General features: G+C 30.6%; 22 protein-coding genes. 4 read left to right on the plus strand and 18 right to left on the minus strand.

Annotated elements, in window-relative coordinates; translation table 11 throughout:
- The 9 genes from BUA92_RS19835 to BUA92_RS19875 all read right to left on the minus strand — a co-directional run.
- Nucleotides 1-389, minus strand: a 389-nt coding sequence (locus tag BUA92_RS19835) for a dihydroxy-acid dehydratase domain-containing protein (RefSeq protein WP_175550891.1), incomplete at its 3' end; no start/stop codon positions are given.
- A gap of 10 nt (nt 390-399) precedes the next feature.
- Entirely contained in the window at nt 400-1,404 is a 1,005-nt protein-coding gene (locus tag BUA92_RS19840; protein WP_073022403.1) for a sugar kinase, read from the minus strand.
- Between the two features lies 1 nt (nt 1,405).
- Complete coding sequence (locus BUA92_RS19845; RefSeq protein WP_073022404.1) at nt 1,406-2,020, minus strand: bifunctional 4-hydroxy-2-oxoglutarate aldolase/2-dehydro-3-deoxy-phosphogluconate aldolase; 615 nt, start codon at nt 2,018-2,020, stop codon at nt 1,406-1,408.
- A 182-nt stretch (nt 2,021-2,202) separates the two neighbouring features.
- Nucleotides 2,203-2,688: a PTS sugar transporter subunit IIA gene (locus BUA92_RS19850; protein WP_073022405.1), complete on the minus strand. Its 486-nt coding sequence runs from the start codon at nt 2,686-2,688 to the stop codon at nt 2,203-2,205.
- A 13-nt stretch (nt 2,689-2,701) separates the two neighbouring features.
- A complete protein-coding gene (locus BUA92_RS19855; protein WP_073022406.1) occupies nt 2,702-4,030 on the minus strand; it encodes a 6-phospho-alpha-glucosidase in 1,329 nt (442 codons plus the stop codon).
- 20 nt (nt 4,031-4,050) lie between these two features.
- Nucleotides 4,051-5,640 carry a PTS transporter subunit EIIC gene (locus tag BUA92_RS19860; RefSeq protein ID WP_073022407.1) on the minus strand — a complete coding sequence of 530 codons (1,590 nt, stop codon included), beginning with the start codon at nt 5,638-5,640 and terminating at the stop codon, nt 4,051-4,053.
- A 196-nt stretch (nt 5,641-5,836) separates the two neighbouring features.
- Nucleotides 5,837-6,562, minus strand: a complete 726-nt coding sequence (locus BUA92_RS19865) for a MurR/RpiR family transcriptional regulator (RefSeq protein ID WP_073022408.1) — start codon at nt 6,560-6,562, stop codon at nt 5,837-5,839.
- 94 nt (nt 6,563-6,656) lie between these two features.
- A complete protein-coding gene (locus tag BUA92_RS19870) occupies nt 6,657-7,574 on the minus strand; it encodes a DMT family transporter (protein ID WP_073022409.1) in 918 nt (305 codons plus the stop codon).
- Nucleotides 7,561-8,409, minus strand: a complete 849-nt coding sequence (locus BUA92_RS19875; protein WP_073022410.1) for a helix-turn-helix domain-containing protein — start codon at nt 8,407-8,409, stop codon at nt 7,561-7,563. Before BUA92_RS19875 ends, BUA92_RS19870 begins: the two co-directional genes overlap by 14 nt.
- Before the next feature lie 158 nt (nt 8,410-8,567).
- On the opposite strand from BUA92_RS19875, the gene BUA92_RS19880 reads away from it, so the two are divergent.
- Both BUA92_RS19880 and BUA92_RS19885 read left to right on the plus strand, forming a co-directional pair.
- The gene (locus BUA92_RS19880) at nt 8,568-9,389 is read left to right on the plus strand and encodes a nitroreductase family protein (protein ID WP_073022411.1); all 822 of its coding nucleotides are present in this window, start codon (nt 8,568-8,570) and stop codon (nt 9,387-9,389) included.
- Nucleotides 9,390-9,432: 43 nt separating this feature from the next.
- Nucleotides 9,433-9,954 carry a nitroreductase family protein gene (locus tag BUA92_RS19885; RefSeq protein WP_073022412.1) on the plus strand — a complete coding sequence of 174 codons (522 nt, stop codon included), beginning with the start codon at nt 9,433-9,435 and terminating at the stop codon, nt 9,952-9,954.
- A gap of 18 nt (nt 9,955-9,972) precedes the next feature.
- Here the strand turns inward: BUA92_RS19885 and BUA92_RS19890 are convergent, their stop codons facing one another.
- Nucleotides 9,973-10,923, minus strand: coding sequence for a helix-turn-helix transcriptional regulator (locus BUA92_RS19890; protein ID WP_073022413.1), 951 nt, complete (start codon nt 10,921-10,923; stop codon nt 9,973-9,975).
- A gap of 90 nt (nt 10,924-11,013) precedes the next feature.
- On the opposite strand from BUA92_RS19890, the gene BUA92_RS19895 reads away from it, so the two are divergent.
- The gene (locus BUA92_RS19895; protein ID WP_073022414.1) at nt 11,014-11,433 is read left to right on the plus strand and encodes a pyridoxamine 5'-phosphate oxidase family protein; all 420 of its coding nucleotides are present in this window, start codon (nt 11,014-11,016) and stop codon (nt 11,431-11,433) included.
- Nucleotides 11,434-11,476: 43 nt separating this feature from the next.
- Here the strand turns inward: BUA92_RS19895 and BUA92_RS19900 are convergent, their stop codons facing one another.
- From BUA92_RS19900 to BUA92_RS19930, 7 genes are all read right to left on the minus strand, one after another.
- Entirely contained in the window at nt 11,477-11,716 is a 240-nt protein-coding gene (locus BUA92_RS19900) for a zinc ribbon domain-containing protein (protein ID WP_073022415.1), read from the minus strand.
- Nucleotides 11,717-11,728: 12 nt separating this feature from the next.
- The gene (locus BUA92_RS19905; RefSeq protein ID WP_073022416.1) at nt 11,729-12,088 is read right to left on the minus strand and encodes a VOC family protein; all 360 of its coding nucleotides are present in this window, start codon (nt 12,086-12,088) and stop codon (nt 11,729-11,731) included.
- 1 nt (nt 12,089) lies between these two features.
- Nucleotides 12,090-12,713, minus strand: a complete 624-nt coding sequence (locus BUA92_RS19910; RefSeq protein ID WP_073022417.1) for a DNA alkylation repair protein — start codon at nt 12,711-12,713, stop codon at nt 12,090-12,092.
- A 2-nt stretch (nt 12,714-12,715) separates the two neighbouring features.
- On the minus strand, nt 12,716-13,312 hold the full coding sequence (locus tag BUA92_RS19915) for a TetR/AcrR family transcriptional regulator (protein ID WP_073022418.1): 597 nt from the start codon (nt 13,310-13,312) through the stop codon (nt 12,716-12,718).
- Between the two features lie 122 nt (nt 13,313-13,434).
- Nucleotides 13,435-13,722: a putative quinol monooxygenase gene (locus BUA92_RS19920; RefSeq protein ID WP_073022419.1), complete on the minus strand. Its 288-nt coding sequence runs from the start codon at nt 13,720-13,722 to the stop codon at nt 13,435-13,437.
- A gap of 13 nt (nt 13,723-13,735) precedes the next feature.
- Nucleotides 13,736-14,191, minus strand: coding sequence for a GNAT family N-acetyltransferase (locus BUA92_RS19925; RefSeq protein ID WP_073022420.1), 456 nt, complete (start codon nt 14,189-14,191; stop codon nt 13,736-13,738).
- Nucleotides 14,192-14,209: 18 nt separating this feature from the next.
- Nucleotides 14,210-14,671, minus strand: coding sequence for a GNAT family N-acetyltransferase (locus BUA92_RS19930; RefSeq protein ID WP_073022421.1), 462 nt, complete (start codon nt 14,669-14,671; stop codon nt 14,210-14,212).
- Between the two features lie 156 nt (nt 14,672-14,827).
- Here BUA92_RS19930 and nudC point away from each other — a divergent pair, with 156 nt between their 5' ends.
- Nucleotides 14,828-15,661, plus strand: coding sequence for an NAD(+) diphosphatase (gene nudC, locus BUA92_RS19935; protein ID WP_073022422.1), 834 nt, complete (start codon nt 14,828-14,830; stop codon nt 15,659-15,661).
- Between the two features lie 19 nt (nt 15,662-15,680).
- On the opposite strand, the gene BUA92_RS19940 is transcribed toward nudC, so the two are convergent.
- On the minus strand, nt 15,681-16,676 hold the full coding sequence (locus BUA92_RS19940) for a diguanylate cyclase domain-containing protein (RefSeq protein WP_073022423.1): 996 nt from the start codon (nt 16,674-16,676) through the stop codon (nt 15,681-15,683).
- Nucleotides 16,677-16,702: the final 26 nt, after the last annotated feature.

Below are 16,702 nucleotides of genomic sequence, written 5' to 3' on the forward strand. Positions count from 1 at the left end.
CACATAGCTACTAGGTTTCCTGGCATTCCTTTATCACAGCTTGCTACAAATAGTCCTCCATCAAAGCCTGTAGCATTTGCATGGATTTCTATCATATCTGCTATTATTTCTCTAGATACTAGTGAATAGTTCATACCGTCATGTCCTTGGGCTTGACCATCACATATATCTGTTGCATAATAGTCTGCTGCCTTTATGTTTAAACTTGTAAGCTCCTCCATAGCCTCATTTACTACTACATCTAAATGAACACTTCCTGGATGACTTTTACCATAGGTACTTTCTACTATTACCTGCATCTTTTCTAAATCTTCTGTAGTCCAGCCCATCCCCCTTTTTAGAGAATCCATTTCTGGAGCTATTTTTCTTACCTTTTGAGAATATAACATAGTTCTCACCTTACCTCTCTATAGAATTTTTTTCTCCTATTATCTTTTCTACATCCTTTGGATTTACTAGCATACTATCCCCTTTAATAGTGCATTTTAAAGTTGCAGCTGCTACTCCAAAGTCTATGGCTTCTTTTAAGCTTTTTTCTTTCATAATTGAGTAGATTACTCCTGATACAAATGCATCTCCACTTCCTACTCTTTCAACCATTTTAGTTGTAAGTTTAACTGATTCTGCTTTTCCTTCCTCGCCTAAGGCGTAAGCGTAGTAGGTGTTATTATCTTCTTTATCGTTTTCTCTTTCTGTGTGGAAGATATACTTAAAACCAAACTCTTCTTTAAGTTCTCTCATCCTTTTAAATATATCTTCCTTTGTAGAATTTTCTCTATCAAACATGGTTACATCTTTATCATCTACCATTATTGGTTCTATTCCAAAACATATATCTGCAAAAGGAGCTAATTCAGTTGCATAGTTTTTAGCTTCCATAAAGGTTGCCATCTTGCTTCTAAAGTTTAAGTCCATGCTTATAAATATGTTTCTTCTTTTAGCTTCCTTTACTACTTCTTTTACTATTTCTCTAGAGTTTTCTCCAACTGCTAGGGTTATTCCACTAAAGTGAAGCCAGGTTACTCCTTCTAGTACTTTGTTTATATCTATATCTTCTATAGATAACTCTGAAAAACTGCTGTGTTTTCTATCGTATATAACACTACTGTTTCTAACTCCAGAGCTTCTTTCTAAGAAGTAGTAGCCTATCTTTTCTCCCTTAGTTAGAATGTTCTTTATGTCTACTCCAACTCCTCTAAAATGTCTTTTTATATTCTTAGCTATATCATTATCTGGAAGAGCTGATAGGATAGAAGTTTCAACATCCCAAGCTGAAAGTATTGAGGATATATTGGCTTCTGACCCACCATAAAAACATTCAAATTCGTTAGAGTTTCCATATACATCAAAGTTTTTTGGAGTAAATCTTATAAGTATTTCACCTATTGAAAGAATTTTTCCCATGTTATTTCCCTACCTTCTCCATAAATCTTCTTGCATTTTCGGCTATTTTAGTTCTGTCACTATTAGTCCCAGAAGTTAATATACTTCCTATTCCTACTGAATCTGCTCCGCTATTTAGCCATTCATTTAGGTTCTCAAGGTTAACTCCACCTGTTACCATTATCTTAACATTTTTAATTGGTGCTTTTATTGCCTTTATGTAACTTGGGCCTAAAGCTTCCCCAGGAAATAATTTAATAACCTTAACCCCTGAGTTTAGGGCATTTACTATTTCTGTTGGTGTGAAACAACCGGGGATATATTCTACATTTTTTTCTGTACAGTATTCGCTTATAAGTTCGTCAAAATTTGGTCCTACTATAAATTCTGAACCTGCCTTTATAGCTTCTCTAGCTGTGTCTACATTTAAAACGCTTCCTGCACCTATAACTACATCTTTGTATTTTCCAACTAAACTTTTTATGATTTCTGATGCATCTTTGTTTGTGTAAGTTACTTCTATAAGTTTTATGCCACCTTCTATTGCTCCCTCTATTATGTTTAATGCTTCTTCCTTGTCGTTTCCTCTTATTACTGCAACTATTTTGTTCTCCATTATGTTTTCAACTATGCTCATTTAAAACTCCTCCTAAAGGAACAAGCCCCACCTTAAGTGAAGCTTATTCTTTTTCTTTTATTATCTGATGTCTAGCCACTGTAACACGCCCGTAGGTAGTTAACAGTGACACGACCCTAGATAAGTTCAACTAAGATTCAGATAGGGCTCAAACCCTTATCTGAATCAAGTTTCACTTTATATCATTTTATTTCCAATAAAATACTTTCACTTGCTTTCATAGTTTCCCCAACATGGTATTTTTTTATTTCATGACCGTTAGGTTCTGCAAGTATTAGCATTATTGTGTCATCTAAGTTTTCTCTTTTAAGAACTTCTCTATCAAAGCTTAAAAGTAAGTCGCCTTTTTTAACTTGTTGGCTTTCTTTGCAGTGAATACTAAAACCTTCACCCTTTAGGTTTACTGTGTCTATTCCTACATGTATAAGTAACTCAATTGACTCTTTTGTTCTAAGTCCTATTGCATGTTTACTTTCCATCATGATTGTAACTACTTCTGAGTCACAAGGAGCATATACTTTAGTGTCACTTGGTTTTATTGCGATTCCATCTCCCATCATCTTTTGAGAAAAGACTTCATCATTAACCTTACTTAAGTCTAGGCTTTCCCCATCACAAAAAGCATACATTATATTTTCATTCTTCTTTTTGAATAAATTCTTAAACATATCTTTGCACCTTCTATTTAAGTTCTGGCCAGTAGCCTTTGTTTGCTTCTATCATATCGTCTAAGATCTGTTTAGCTACAAAAGCAGATGGAACTGGTTTATTCATAGTGAATGCCATAAGAGCTTTTTCATAAGAATTTTCTACAGCAGCCTCTACAACTAACCTTTCACAGGCTTCTTGCTGCTCAATGAGTCCTTTATAGAAAGTTGGGATTTCTCCTACTCTTATTGGTTCTGGACCATCCTTAGTTATATATGCTGGTACTTCTACCATTGCATCATCTGGTACATTTTTAACTGCACCATTGTTTTCTACCATAACTAAATGTCTCTTTCTTAAATCGAAAGCTAAACTCATAGCTACTTCAACAATAAACTCACCATGAACTCCTGTGAAGAATTGTGAAAGATCTATCTCTCCAGTAGCATTGTATTCATCTACTGCATCAAATATTTTCTTTTCTCTTCCTTCCATAACCTCGTTAGCTCTTGTGTGATTCTTATCTGCATCTTTAACTATACTGTCGCTTAATAGATAATATTGCATATAAGTATTAGGAAGATATTTAGGGAACATTCTTGCTATATATTTAGCATTATCGAATGTATGAAGCCATGATGCATCATTGTGTCTAACTTCACTTCTAGAGTCTGGTGGAATATATCCATGTTCTCTTACATAAGCTTTTAATTCTTCTGTTTTATCTTCACCTTTTACTCTTATTTTAGTAAACCAACCGAAGTGATTTAATCCAAAGTAATCTGCTTCTATATCATGTCTGTCGCAATCTAAAATATTAGCCATATTTCTCATGATAGCTACTGGCATATCACATATATTAAGAATTCTTGCATTTGGTCTTAATTTGTGCATAGCTTTTGCAACTATTGCTGCTGGATTTGAGTAGTTTACAATCCAGTAGTTAGGACTTGCATATTTTTCACAGAAATCTATCATTTCAACCATTGGATATATAGTTCTTAAACCATATGCTAATCCTCCTGGTCCACAGGTTTCCTGTCCAACTACATCATATTTTAGTGGAATCTTTTCATCTGCTTCTCTTAATTTATATAAACCTACACGCATTTGAGCAAATACAAAGTCTGCATCCTTAAACCCTTCTTCTGGATTAGTAGTAAATATAAGTTTTACTTCTGGATCAAACATCTCAACAACTTTTTTTACTATTACACCTACCTTGTTTTGACGTTCCTCATTTATATCGTATAATCTAAGTTCAGATATTTTAAATTCGTCTTTTCTTGAAAGTAAACTTTTTACGATACCTGGTGTATATGTGCTTCCGCCGCCTACAATTACTAGTTTGAATGTTTTCATTTCAACTTCCTCCTAAATTCTTATTCTTTTATTTCTAATGCCTCATCAACAATTGTTCTAATTTTATTTATTGTAAGACCGTAGACTACTTGAATGTTATTTCCTTTTCTTACAACTCCAGATGCTCCTGTAGTTTTTAAAGTTTTTTCATCTATTAAACTGTTATCAACAACTTCAACTCTTAATCTTGAAAAACAATTCTCAACAGTCAATATGTTTTCTTTTCCACCTAAAGCTTTTATTATTGTAAGAGCTTTTTCTCTATCTGCCTTAACCTCATCTTGAACTACTGCTGATTTCATTTGATTTTTTACTGCTGCTGCATTTTCATTTAAATCTATAATATCGTCAGAATCATCTTCTCTACCTGGGGTTTTTAGATTCATTTTTTCAATCATGAACTTGAACACAAAGAATATTACAGCTATCTCAACAAGTCCTATTAATACATACATAGGCCAATGTGTTTTACCTACTCCTGCAGGCAAGTTTATAACTAAGAAATCCAAAATACCATTTGTTGCACAAACCCTTACATTAAATATATAGACAAACATTTGAAATAATCCATCAATAACTGAGTATACAAACCATAATAATGGTGCTGCAAATATAAATGTAAATTCAAGTGGTTCTGTAATACCAGCTATTACAGCTGTTAAAGTTGATGGAATTAATTGAGCTTTTAAGTTGCTACGTTTAACTTTCTTAGCTGTAAAGTAGAATGCTAAAGCTACTCCAATAACTCCAAAAGTTTTAACTAAACCATAAGTTAAAAATCTTGCTGAATCAGGCATCATAGTTATTGTTGGATCATTAAGTAATGCTAAGAATACTGGTTTTGCGCCTATTACATTTTCACCATTTATTATCATCTGATCTCCCACTGCTGAATAAAGGAATGGTGACCAAATTAGATGATGTAGTCCTGTTGGAACTAAAAATCTATTTAAGAATCCGTATACAAATACACCTAAAGCTCCTGCTGAACTCATAAATCCTGTTAAAGCAGTTATTCCATTTGCAATAGTTGGCCAAACATAAGTAGCCAAAATACTAAACACCGCAATTACTGGAATCATTACAACGAATACAAGTTTGCTGTTACCATAAGGAGCCATAGCCCCTTTAAATTCTTTACTTCCATACTTGTTGTGAACTACTGCAACAAGTACACCTAAAATCATTCCTAAAAAAACACCCATATCGGTTACATGGAAACCAAGCTGAATAGTTTGACCTGTTCCATATAAAGCACCTGCTGTATCTCCTTTGATTATCTTTCCTGATAACTCTAACCATCTACTATTTGCACCTAAAAATAATATATAAGACATAAGAGCTACAAAAGCAGCTTCTGCTTTCTTCTTTTTAGCCATTCCCATAGCTATTCCTACACAGAATAGAATACTTAAGTTCCCCATAATAGGATTTAGCATTCCATTAAAGAATTTTCCTATTGTCCAAATTACTCCCTTTTCAGTAACAAAGGTTGTATTAGTAAAAACAGCAGTTAATGCGATAGACATTCCTACTATTGGTAAAAATAAGACCGGGCCAATCATAGCTTTGGCAAACTTTTGCATACTGTTAAGAATCTTATCCTTCATTTAAATCTTCTCCTCTATCTACTTATTAAGTTTTATCTCTGGTAATTACCTTGAACCTAGAATAACATTATTAAATCTGCTTGTTAATAGTTTTCACCCTTTCAGTAACATGTTGACCAAAAAGTAAACATGTTTACCTTTTCAAATCAAAATAGCCATCTAAGAAAATCCTTCTTAAACGGCTATTTTACAAACTTTATATATTTTTCATTACTTTATCTAATAGATATTCTATTATTATCATTACCCTAGCATAAAAATAATTTGCAGTAATATTTCTATCATCTAATTGTTTATCATCTAAGATTGAAAAATGGAGAGTTGATTTTTTTGCCATATAATCCATAGGGCTTCCTGTAAAAGTAATTACCTCTAGACTATTATTAACTGCATAATCTATAACCTTTGTTACACTTTCTGTTTCACCACTTTTAGATATGCCTATAACTAATGAAGCACCTATCTGATTACTGTCGTATACTCCATATGAGTTAGTTTTAATACATTTAAATCCTAAAACCAAAAGCTTTCTCCAAAAAAATTCTGCAATAGGATCTGAAAAACCAGTAGCTGTTATAAGAATTATATTATCTCTATTTTTCACAAGCATATTTATAAAACTATCTATATTTTCCTTCTCAATCTCATCTATGAAACTGGTAATATCTGAAGTTCTATCTTGATTCTTTTTTTGATTTTTAATAATGAAATTAAGTCTATACACCATATCAGTGTATCCTGTATAGCCTAATTTCTTCGAGAGCTTAATTATGGTTGCAGTAGAAGTATAATTAATATTTGCAACTTCCCTTACTCCCATGTTTAATACCTTATCTATATTTTTCAATATATATTCAAGCAGTTGTCTCTCAACTTCAGTTAACTTATAATTATCAGCAAGCTTATAAATATCAAACTCCATGTACTACCTCCTGTAATTTATGATACTCTTTTTATAATATCACAACTACATTGATAATCTCATAGGTTTTATTAGAATTAGGTGAATTAGATTTTTACACTTCATTTACTTTCCCAACTACATCTATATTCTTATCCTTTTTTTCTAAAATAACTAGTCCTCCTAAAGTCACAATTGTCCCTAAAAGAGATAAAAAAGTTATCTTTTCCCTTAAAATTATGGCTGAAGTCAAGAGAGTTACTATAGGAACTAGATAGATGTAGACACTTGTCTTAACTACCCCTAACACTTTTACACAATAGTTCCATGTTCCAAAGCATAAAGCTGATGCCCCTATTCCTAAAAATAGAATATTAATCAAATTATTAATCTCAGAGAATCTATTTAAATTAATTTTGAAGTCATAAATAAACAAAGCAGGTATCATAAATATTATTCCATAAAAGAAAACCTTTCTCGTAACTAATATAATATTATATTTAAATTCACTTATCTTCTTTATTAAGGTAGAATATACAGCCCAAACAATTGCTGCAAAAACAGCTAATATGTCACCTATAGGATTTAGCATAAGCACTTTACTACTATTAAAGTTTATTAATAATATTCCTACCATAGCAACTAGAAATCCTTTAAAAAATCTAGGTTCTAATTTTTCTTTTTTCACGAAAAAGTGTGCAAGTAAAGCTGTAAAGAATGGATTTATAGAAACTATAACCCCAACGTTAGAAGCAAGGGTATAGGTTAATGCTATGTTCTCTAATAAGAAGTACAAGGTAACTCCAGTTATTCCTGCAAATATAAAATACCACTCTTGTTTTCTATCAAGAAGCTTAAACTTTTTAGGATATGCTACTAAGAGAACAAAATATCCTATAATAAATCTAAAAAATAGTATTTCTACAGGGGAAAATTCTTTTAAAAGTACCTTAGTAGATATGAATGTAGTCCCCCAAATTATTATTGTAATAAGAGCAAGTAAATGCCCTCTTGTATTTTCATTTTTTATCATAACTTTCTCCTTCATTATCTTTTTCAATAAATATCTTCATATATTGCCTTGGAGTAAGTCCTATAAAATTCTTAAAAAATTTTGAAAAATGACTTTGATCCACAAAGCCTGTCTCCATAGCAGTTTCGATTATTGATGTTCCACCCTCTAACAATAGTTTAGCTTTGTTTATTCTTATGGTTTCTAAATAACTATAAGGAGAAATTCCTTTTTGTTTAGTAAAAGAACGTAGCAGATAGTATTTACTTAATTTAACTAAATCACTTAATTCGTTTAAAGTTATATTCCTCGTATAATTATTTTCTAAGAACTCACAAACCATTTCAATTTCACTACTTATATTGTCAAGCTTGAATACAGGTGCTGGTTCTGTAAATTCCTCAATTAATTGCTCTATTAAAAAATAGAAAAGTTCTTCCTTTTTAAAATCCTTCTCTTCACTAAAAATCATTGAATGAAGCTCCTTTAAGGATGACGATAGTTCACTATGAAATAGAACTGTTTTATTAAAATAAGGAGCATACTCTTTCCCAGTAATCTCAAAAGCAACTTTTCTCATAACTTCAATTTTGATGTTAATACACCTATAATCAAGGGTTTTATTGTCAATCTGCTCACAGGCATGATTGTCTTTTGGGTTAAATACTACTATATCTCCTGGCTCAACTATATATTCTTTATTTTTGCACTCTAAACTTCTCCTACCGCTATCTATAAAACCTATAACATAACAATCATGAAAGTGATTCGGAAACTTCTGCATTATACCTTTAAAGTTGTAGGCCTCTATATTAAGTTCTGTATCGTATTTTATGGTTCTTATTTCATTTTTCACTTTAAAACTTCCTTTCTCAATTTCATGGTCTAAGTTTATCATAAAAATCATATGGTTTCTTGTATGATATTGCTTTGTTTCTTCACATTAAATTGGACACAACTTATATTTTAGTGCTATAATCATTTTGTTAAAAACCATTAAGAGGAGTGAATTATATGTTTAGTGTAAATGCTGAAAAATGTATAGGCTGTGGTCTATGTGTAAAAGACTGTTTTCCAAGAGATATAGAAATGGTGGATGGAAAAGCCAGAATTAATAATGTAACTTGTATGAAATGTGGACATTGTATAGCTGTATGCCCAAAGGCAGCTGTATCTACCGATGACTATGATATGGATGAAGTAAAAGAATTTTCTTCTGAGGATTTTTCTTTAAGTTCTGATAACTTATTGAATTTTATTAAATATAGAAGAACTATAAGACAATTTAAAGATAAAGAAGTTGAGGAAGACAAGCTTGTAAAGATAATTGAAGCTGGAAGATTTACTCAAACTGGAAGCAATCTTCAAGATGTTTCTTATACTGTTATAAGAGGTGAAAACCTAAAAACACTTAAAGCTATGACTTTTGAAAGCTTAAAAGTAATAGGTGAAAACATGCTAAATGATCCATCACCTGAGATGTCAAGATATAAGAGATATGCCAAGATGTGGTTAGACATGTATGCTAATTACAAACAAGATTCTAAAAATGACAAAATATTCTTTAATGCACCATCAGTAATAGTTGTTACAGCTAATTCAGATGTTAGTGGTGCTTTAGCATCTTCAAATATGGAGCTTATGACAAATGCTTTAGGTCTTGGAACCTTCTTTAGTGGATTTTTTGTAAGAGCTTCTCAAAACAGCAAAGAAATTTTAGATTTTCTTAATATAGAACCAGGTAAACAAGTTGTTACATGTATGATTGTAGGATATCCAAGTGTCACTTATAAGAGAACTGTACCAAGAAAATCTGCAAGCATAACTTGGAAATAAGCTTTCTATAATTTATAATAAAATAAAAAAGGGAGGTATTTCTATGGATTTTGTAGAGTTAGTAAAAGAAAGATATTCTGTTAGAAGTTTTGATTCAAAAAAGGTTGAAAAAGAAAAGCTAGATTTAATACTTGAATCAGCTAGATTAGCTCCAACTGCTGCAAATCGCCAGCCACAGAGAATTCTAGTACTTGAAAGTGATGAGGCTTTGGAGAAATTAAAATCCTGCACTACTTATCATTTCAATGCACCACTTGCATTAGTTGTATGTGTTGATACAGAAACTTCTTGGAAGCGTGTTAAGTTTGATGGTAAATCCTCAAGTGATATTGATGCAAGTATTATAACAACCCACATGATGCTTCAACTTCATGAACTTGGTCTTGGAAGTACTTGGGTTGGTTTCTTTGATCCTGTTGCAATAAAAGAAGCCTATAATATTCCTGATAATTTAGAAGCAATAAGTATACTTCCAGTAGGATATCCAAGTCAAGATTCAAAACCTAGCCCTATGCATACAACTAGGAAAGAACTTTCTGAAATAGTTTTTTATAATAAATTCTAATATGAAAAATGATGCTACTTATTCTAGCATCATTTTTTTATAATACTCACTTAATGAAGAAACTCTTTCAATCATAAGTTCTTTTAAGGAATTAGGTTTTATTGATATTATAGAATCAGAGTAATTAATAAAATAATTTGATATAAATTTCTCCTCTCCTTTATTATAAAAACCCTTGATATAATTTCTTTTACCCTCAATATTTAAGTGCATTGATGGATAGTGCTCCTTGTAAAATAAGTCTACACCTTTATTAGTTACCTCTATTTCAAAATCTATAGCTTCTTTTCTTTTAAATACTTTTAAAAATGCTTGCTTTAATTCTTTGATAGATTTGGGTTTATAATCATCTATTATAGAAATATAATCTATCTTGTCACATCTAAAAACTCTAATAGTTTCGGTTTCAAAATTAAATGCAGTTACATACCATTGACCATAATTAGCTGTTATATCAAAAAACTGAACTTTATACTCTTTTCTAATTCCCTTTTTAGTATAGATTAGATTACAAACCTGTTCCTCAATTGCTGCTTTCAAAATGTCTTTCAATAAAGGGCTGCTATTATTATGTTTGGATACTTCAAGCCTTAATATTTCTTCCATTTTATGAAGTTCATCAATATATCCTTCTGAAAGACACATCTCAAATTTTCTTTTTAATGTTTCAAGTTTTAAATGAAATGGAGTTGATTCATAAGCCTTTAGAGTTAACATCGAAAAATATAACGCACTCATTTCATCTACTGTAAATACAATTGGAGATAGTAATTTGTTTTTTAAGACACCATAACGACCATTTCTTCCTGGTTCTGAAAAAATAGGCATTCCCATTTCCTCTAAAGATGCTACATCCCTTAATGCTGTACTTTTAGAAATATCATATCTATCCATTAGGTCCTTAAGATTAAAGAAATTTTTATCATTAAGATATATCATCATATCATTTATTCTTTCAGATTTACTCATAATTTTCTCCTTATCATATTAATGGTATCAAATAATGACACCTTTTGAAAGTATACTATAACTATACTAATTATTAAAGGAGAGATTTAAATGGATATAAAAAAAGAATTTTTAAGAATTATGAAAGAGCACACTGAAATTGCCTTAGCAACAAATTTTGATAACCAATCTAACGTAAGATTAGTTAACTTTTATTACGAAGAGGCTTCTAACCTGCTATTTTTCACAAGCTTCAATAAAAACGATAAGGTAAAAGAATTTAAATTAAACCCAAACATAGCCTTTACAACAATCCCCCATGTAGAAAATGAACATATAAGAGCAAAGGGACAAGTTATAGAAAGTCCTCGTACCATATATGATTTAAGAGAGGCTTTTGTAAATAAGTTCCCATTTTACGAGGATTTAATAAATCAAGTTGGAGAAAGTTTAATTCTTTTTGAAATTCATTTTCCTGGTGCTACAGTAACTTTAGATATGGAAAACAGCGTTACAATATCACTAAAATAAAAAATATCTGGAGGCAATTACTGTCTTCAGATATTTTTTATTCTCATTTATTTGCCCAAGCTGGAAGTTTCTCCATCATGGATTTTGCTGCTGTAGTTGCGACTTCTTCCATTAACCCTTGAGTATTAACTATAAATTTGGTTAAAGACTCTAACTTTTCATCATAAGACTGCATTGAGCCATCTTCTTTTGAGCAGTATTTACAATAATCTTTAGTTTCATCTTCATTTGGAAAGTCCTCTTTATGTTTTAATGGCATTCCGCAAGCTATACATTTTTTCATATTTTTCACCTCTTATTTATTCATTTTTACATAATCGGTTATTCCTAATCTGTTTCCAAAAGGATCTTCAAACTCTACTGCTACTCCAGTACCTATTTCAAAGGGTTCTGATAAAAATTCAACCCCTTTTTCCTTAAGTTCTTTATAAATACTTTGAACATTATCAACTTCAAACCATATAGTAGGTTTAATGTTTTTAAATATGTTTTCATCTTTTAGTATAATTGCTGGTTCCTCATCACCTACATTAAAAGCCATCATTCCTTTATTAGAGAAATCAAACTTAAGTTTTAATCCCAAAGTTTCTCCATAATACTTTTTTGCTTCCTTAAGATCTTTTACACCTAGAAAAAAATTATCATAATTTTTCATATTAAATTCTCCTATCTTTTATATATTTATTTGCAAGTTTATAAACTTGATTTATATGATTATTAGAAATATCCCAAGTTTTAAGTTCTTCTATTATGAGAGAAGTATGTTTTTTACTTATATCTCTTAAGGCATTTCCTACAGATTTTCTAACATATTCACTTTCATCTTCTTTAAGTTCTGAAAGTAAATCTACTGCTACCTTTGGATGGTTCCTAAAATAATCTCTTCCTGTCCATATCCTTAATCCTTCAGTAACGGCCCTTCTGACATTTGCTCTATCACTTTTAAGCCAATCTTTAATTATAGGTAATGTTTTCTCATATCCTACACAGTAGCAATACTTATCAAAAGCCTTTGCTAATATCTCTTGTACTCTCCAGTTTTCATCTAAGCTTACTTCCTCTTTTAGTAATACCAATGCCTCATTTTTCTTCCAAGCAATTTCTCCAAAAATAAAAACCCCAAGTTCTCTAACTTGATAAATTTCTGATAAATAAAACTCTTTTCCAAGGTTAAAACTCTCTTCAATAGTATTGTTTTTAACTAAAACTAGAGCTTCTTTTTCAATTTCCTTAAACCCGTTTTCAACTACTTTTACTCTATCTAGTATCTCCTCATACATGCTTATCCCTTCTTTACCTTTATTAGTTTTATATAATGATTAATTAAATCCTGACCATAATTATTTAAAATAGATCCATCATTAGTAAATAAATCCCCATTAGTTAAATAATAATGGATTAATCCTACCCATGAATTAAATAACAAATGTATAGGTGTATCTATTATTTTCCCTTTAGCTATTTCTTCCTTTAATACTTCCCCAATATGAAAGGATATACTAGATTGAATTATTACATATATATTACTAGCACTTTCAGGTAGCAATCTTCTCTCTATTATGAGCCTCGTATAAAACTTTTCAAACTCTATAAGTCCATTTATGTGGGCTTTTAGAATCTCTTCTAAGCTACCCTTAACGTCAATGAGCTCTTGAAGTTTTGAAACGATCCTATCACCAACCTCTTCAATTACAGTATCTAATAATTCCTCTTGAGTTCTAAAGTGAGAAAAAACTGTTCCGTGGGATACCCCTGCTTCTTTTGATATATCTATGGTTTTAGTATTTAATATTCCATTATCACCAAATAGTTTTATGGCTACCTCTATTAATTTCTTTCTAGTTAATTCCTTCTGCACATTTCTTTTATTTTCTTTCATATGTTTCTTCCTTTAATTTAATTGAGTGTTTACTCATTGAGTTATAACTTAATAATATTCTTATAATTATTTTTTGTCAACAAAAAAGTATCCAGAATATTTCTCTAGATACTTTTTAAAATTTATTCTATTGGAATATATGTAGCTTTTTCTCTTGGTTTTGAGAAAAAATCCTCTACTGTTTTTATCCACTTTTTAAAATGTTCTGTTTCTAAATGAGATGACATACCTTTTTCTGATTTATATACTTCATAAAGCAAAAACTTAGTTTCATCTTCATCACTTTGAAAAAAGTCAAAACTTATTACTTCTTCTTCCTTTAAAGAATTTCTCTGATTCTCTAAAGTGGCCTTAATAAAGTCTTCTCTATTTTCCTTCTTAACGTATAGCGTTACACTTTTTATTATCACGTTTAGTTCTCCTTTACTTCTGTCTTCTTAAAATATAGTTTCCAATGAAAAATCCATGTTTTTGATAAAATGGTAATGCGCTATCATTTGCATAAACTACATTTATTTCAATATTAGTAATTGAATTTTCTTCAAACCACTTCAATGATTTACTCATAAGCTTATCCCCTAAGCCTGATTTACGATAATTTTCCTCTATAAATATAGATTCAATTTCACCTACTTCTTCTTGTATTGAACTTAAACAATATCCCACATACCTATTTTCTTTTTCATCATAAATCATATATAGTTTTATCTTTCCATGTTGAGCTTTTTTTAATATAGATTCAATCCGCTCTTCAAAAGTAAAACTTTCATACTTCTTCTTAAAATAAACAGATTGCTTCAAGTGAACCTCATTCAATTTTTCCCATAAAGGCTTTATAAGATTAATTTCACTCATATTCTTCTCTTCTATTATATTCATAATTCACCCTATTTCCCTTTATAGTTCCATGCTCATTCTAATCATATCAACACACTCTATACCATTTTCAATAATTTTTTCTTCATAATGTTTTTTGAAAAAATCTCTATCTACTCCAGTTATTCTAAAACCACATTTTTGATAAAAAGCTAGTTGAGTTATACTTGAATTTCCTGTACCAACTTCCAAGGTCTTTACTCCTTGCATTTTAGCTTTATCAATTGCATCATATATTAACAATTTACCGATTCCTTTTCCTTGATATTCATCGCAAATCGAAATATTTACAAGCTCCAAGGTAGCTGGTCTAGTTTTAATAAGTACATACGCACCTATAATACTGTTGCCAATAAAACCACCATAAACTTCCCCTCTGCTTGCATACTCCTCTATTACTTCCATAGAAGGATCTGCTAATAAAAGTAAATCATAAGGAATTTCCTTTTTGTTTTCAATCTTTCTAATTTCAATTTTCTCCATTTGTCCCCCTTACTCTAATAAAAGTTCATAGAACTTCATTAGATTCCTTTTAATCTTACTACTATAGCATAACATAATCTTATTACATTTGATTATTAAAATTCGATGTGGTATTCTTAAAAATAATATACAAATTTGACTTAAGGAGTAGCAAATATGGAAAGTATTTATAAAAATTATTCACCACTAGCTAAACTTGAAAATGAAGATGAAATTAATAAATATTGGTTTATATTTTTCAATAACAAGCTTTTAGTAGAAGTCATTAATGATAAGGTAACCATCCCGTCTACTAAAACACTAGAGGAATTAAACCTTTCTATTGTTAGAAAACAATATCTTGGAACTCTTTTCGGACAACCTTCTTATTCAGTAGAAGTTGATTCAGAAGAATCCTCTAAAGAAAACATGCACTTTAAGGAACTCAGATCTTTATATAATGACTTAGATGAAGATATCTTTCTTTTAGCTGGGAAAGCTTATCAAATTGTTACTTGGGATAAAACTCATCAATATTGTGGTTGTTGTGGAAGTACTACTATAACAATCAAAGAAGAATATGCAAAAAAGTGTACAAACTGCGGCTTTGTAAACTATCCAAGAATATCTCCTGCAGTAATAACAGCTGTATTTAAAGAAGGTAAACTTCTTTTAGCTCACAATAAATCTTTTAAAGGAAATATGCATAGTCTTATAGCGGGTTTTGTAGAACCTGGAGAAACCCTTGAAGAAGCAGCCAAAAGAGAGATACAAGAAGAAGTTGGGATACAAGTTAAAAACGTTAAATATTGGGGAAGTCAGCCTTGGCCATTTCCTAATTCATTAATGGTAGGTTTTACTGCTGATTATGAAAGTGGAGAAATAGTTGAGGATGGAACTGAAATTCTTTCAGCAGACTGGTTTGATATTGATAACCTACCTGAGCTTCCAACTAGAGTAAGCATCGCAAGAAAAATAATAGATTGTTATATAGAAAAAAATAAAGCCTAGAATTTCTAGACTTTATTTTTTAATTTAAATTATCCACAAAACATGTCCTATTTCTTCCTAAGCTTTTAGCTTCATACAAAGCCTTATCTGCGTCATTTATAAATTCTGATATGGTATGTTGATTATTAGGAACCATCGTTGTTACGCCTAGGCTTAAGGTTACATTTTTAGATATAGGGGAAGACTCATGGGGAATGTCAAGATTTATTATATTTTTTCTTATCTCTTCAGCTATGATTTCTGCCCCATCCTTATGGGTTTCAGGCAATATTATAACAAACTCTTCTCCACCATACCTAGCTGAAAGATCCAAAGTCCTTTTTGCACTTTTGGATAGTTCTTTTGCAACTGCCTTTAAACAGTCATCACCTTTGATATGTCCATAGTTATCGTTATATAGTTTAAAGTAATCAATGTCCATCATTATTAATGACAATGGTTTATTGGAGTTTAAACAATTATTCCAGCTCATCTCTATATATGAATCAAAATTTCTTCTGTTTGATATTCCTGTTAACCCATCTGTGTAAGATAAATTTTCTAAATTAAAATTTGCAGCTTTAAGTTCAGATAATTCTTTTATCTTAATCTCTAGCAAGGTCTTTTGTTGTTCAATTATTTTGTTTTGATTATAAAGTTCTATAAAAAACTTCACCTTACTTTGTAATACCACTGGTTCAATCGGCTTAAAGAGATAATCAACAGCTCCAACCTCATACCCCTTAAATATACACTTCTTTTCTTTACTGATTGCAGTTACAAAAATTATAGGAGTAAATCGAGTTCTTGAATTACTTCTCATTAGTTCAGCTATTTCAAATCCATCCATTTCAGGCATCTGAACATCTAATAAAACTAAAGCAAAATTATAATCAAACATCAAGCTTAGTGCTTCATTTCCTGAAGTAGCTTTTATAATATTGCATTCCATATTATAAAGTATGCTCTCTAATACCAATAAGTTTTCTGGTCTATCATCCACAATTAATATATCTATGTAATTTTTTCTGCTCACATTAAACTCCTCTAATAGTAATTTTA

Origin of the sequence: Clostridium intestinale DSM 6191 (genome assembly GCF_900130055.1) — a bacterium.
GTDB classification, from domain to species: Bacteria; Bacillota; Clostridia; order Clostridiales; family Clostridiaceae; genus Clostridium_T; species Clostridium_T intestinale.

Excerpts from the sequence above, each read along its gene's own strand:
- BUA92_RS19840 (WP_073022403.1), bottom strand. The coding sequence starts at position 1,404 with ATGGGAAAAATTCTTTCAATAGGTGAAATACTTATAAGATTTACTCCA.
- BUA92_RS19845 (WP_073022404.1), bottom strand. The coding sequence starts at position 2,020 with ATGAGCATAGTTGAAAACATAATGGAGAACAAAATAGTTGCAGTAATA.
- BUA92_RS19850 (WP_073022405.1), bottom strand. The coding sequence starts at position 2,688 with ATGTTTAAGAATTTATTCAAAAAGAAGAATGAAAATATAATGTATGCT.
- BUA92_RS19855 (WP_073022406.1), bottom strand. The coding sequence starts at position 4,030 with ATGAAAACATTCAAACTAGTAATTGTAGGCGGCGGAAGCACATATACA.
- BUA92_RS19860 (WP_073022407.1), bottom strand. The coding sequence starts at position 5,640 with ATGAAGGATAAGATTCTTAACAGTATGCAAAAGTTTGCCAAAGCTATG.
- BUA92_RS19865 (WP_073022408.1), bottom strand. The coding sequence starts at position 6,562 with ATGGAGTTTGATATTTATAAGCTTGCTGATAATTATAAGTTAACTGAA.
- BUA92_RS19870 (WP_073022409.1), bottom strand. The coding sequence starts at position 7,574 with ATGATAAAAAATGAAAATACAAGAGGGCATTTACTTGCTCTTATTACA.
- BUA92_RS19880 (WP_073022411.1), top strand. The coding sequence starts at position 8,568 with ATGTTTAGTGTAAATGCTGAAAAATGTATAGGCTGTGGTCTATGTGTA.
- BUA92_RS19885 (WP_073022412.1), top strand. The coding sequence starts at position 9,433 with ATGGATTTTGTAGAGTTAGTAAAAGAAAGATATTCTGTTAGAAGTTTT.
- BUA92_RS19890 (WP_073022413.1), bottom strand. The coding sequence starts at position 10,923 with ATGAGTAAATCTGAAAGAATAAATGATATGATGATATATCTTAATGAT.
- BUA92_RS19895 (WP_073022414.1), top strand. The coding sequence starts at position 11,014 with ATGGATATAAAAAAAGAATTTTTAAGAATTATGAAAGAGCACACTGAA.
- BUA92_RS19900 (WP_073022415.1), bottom strand. The coding sequence starts at position 11,716 with ATGAAAAAATGTATAGCTTGCGGAATGCCATTAAAACATAAAGAGGAC.
- BUA92_RS19905 (WP_073022416.1), bottom strand. The coding sequence starts at position 12,088 with ATGAAAAATTATGATAATTTTTTTCTAGGTGTAAAAGATCTTAAGGAA.
- BUA92_RS19910 (WP_073022417.1), bottom strand. The coding sequence starts at position 12,713 with ATGTATGAGGAGATACTAGATAGAGTAAAAGTAGTTGAAAACGGGTTT.
- BUA92_RS19915 (WP_073022418.1), bottom strand. The coding sequence starts at position 13,312 with ATGAAAGAAAATAAAAGAAATGTGCAGAAGGAATTAACTAGAAAGAAA.
- BUA92_RS19925 (WP_073022420.1), bottom strand. The coding sequence starts at position 14,191 with ATGAATATAATAGAAGAGAAGAATATGAGTGAAATTAATCTTATAAAG.
- BUA92_RS19930 (WP_073022421.1), bottom strand. The coding sequence starts at position 14,671 with ATGGAGAAAATTGAAATTAGAAAGATTGAAAACAAAAAGGAAATTCCT.
- nudC (WP_073022422.1), top strand. The coding sequence starts at position 14,828 with ATGGAAAGTATTTATAAAAATTATTCACCACTAGCTAAACTTGAAAAT.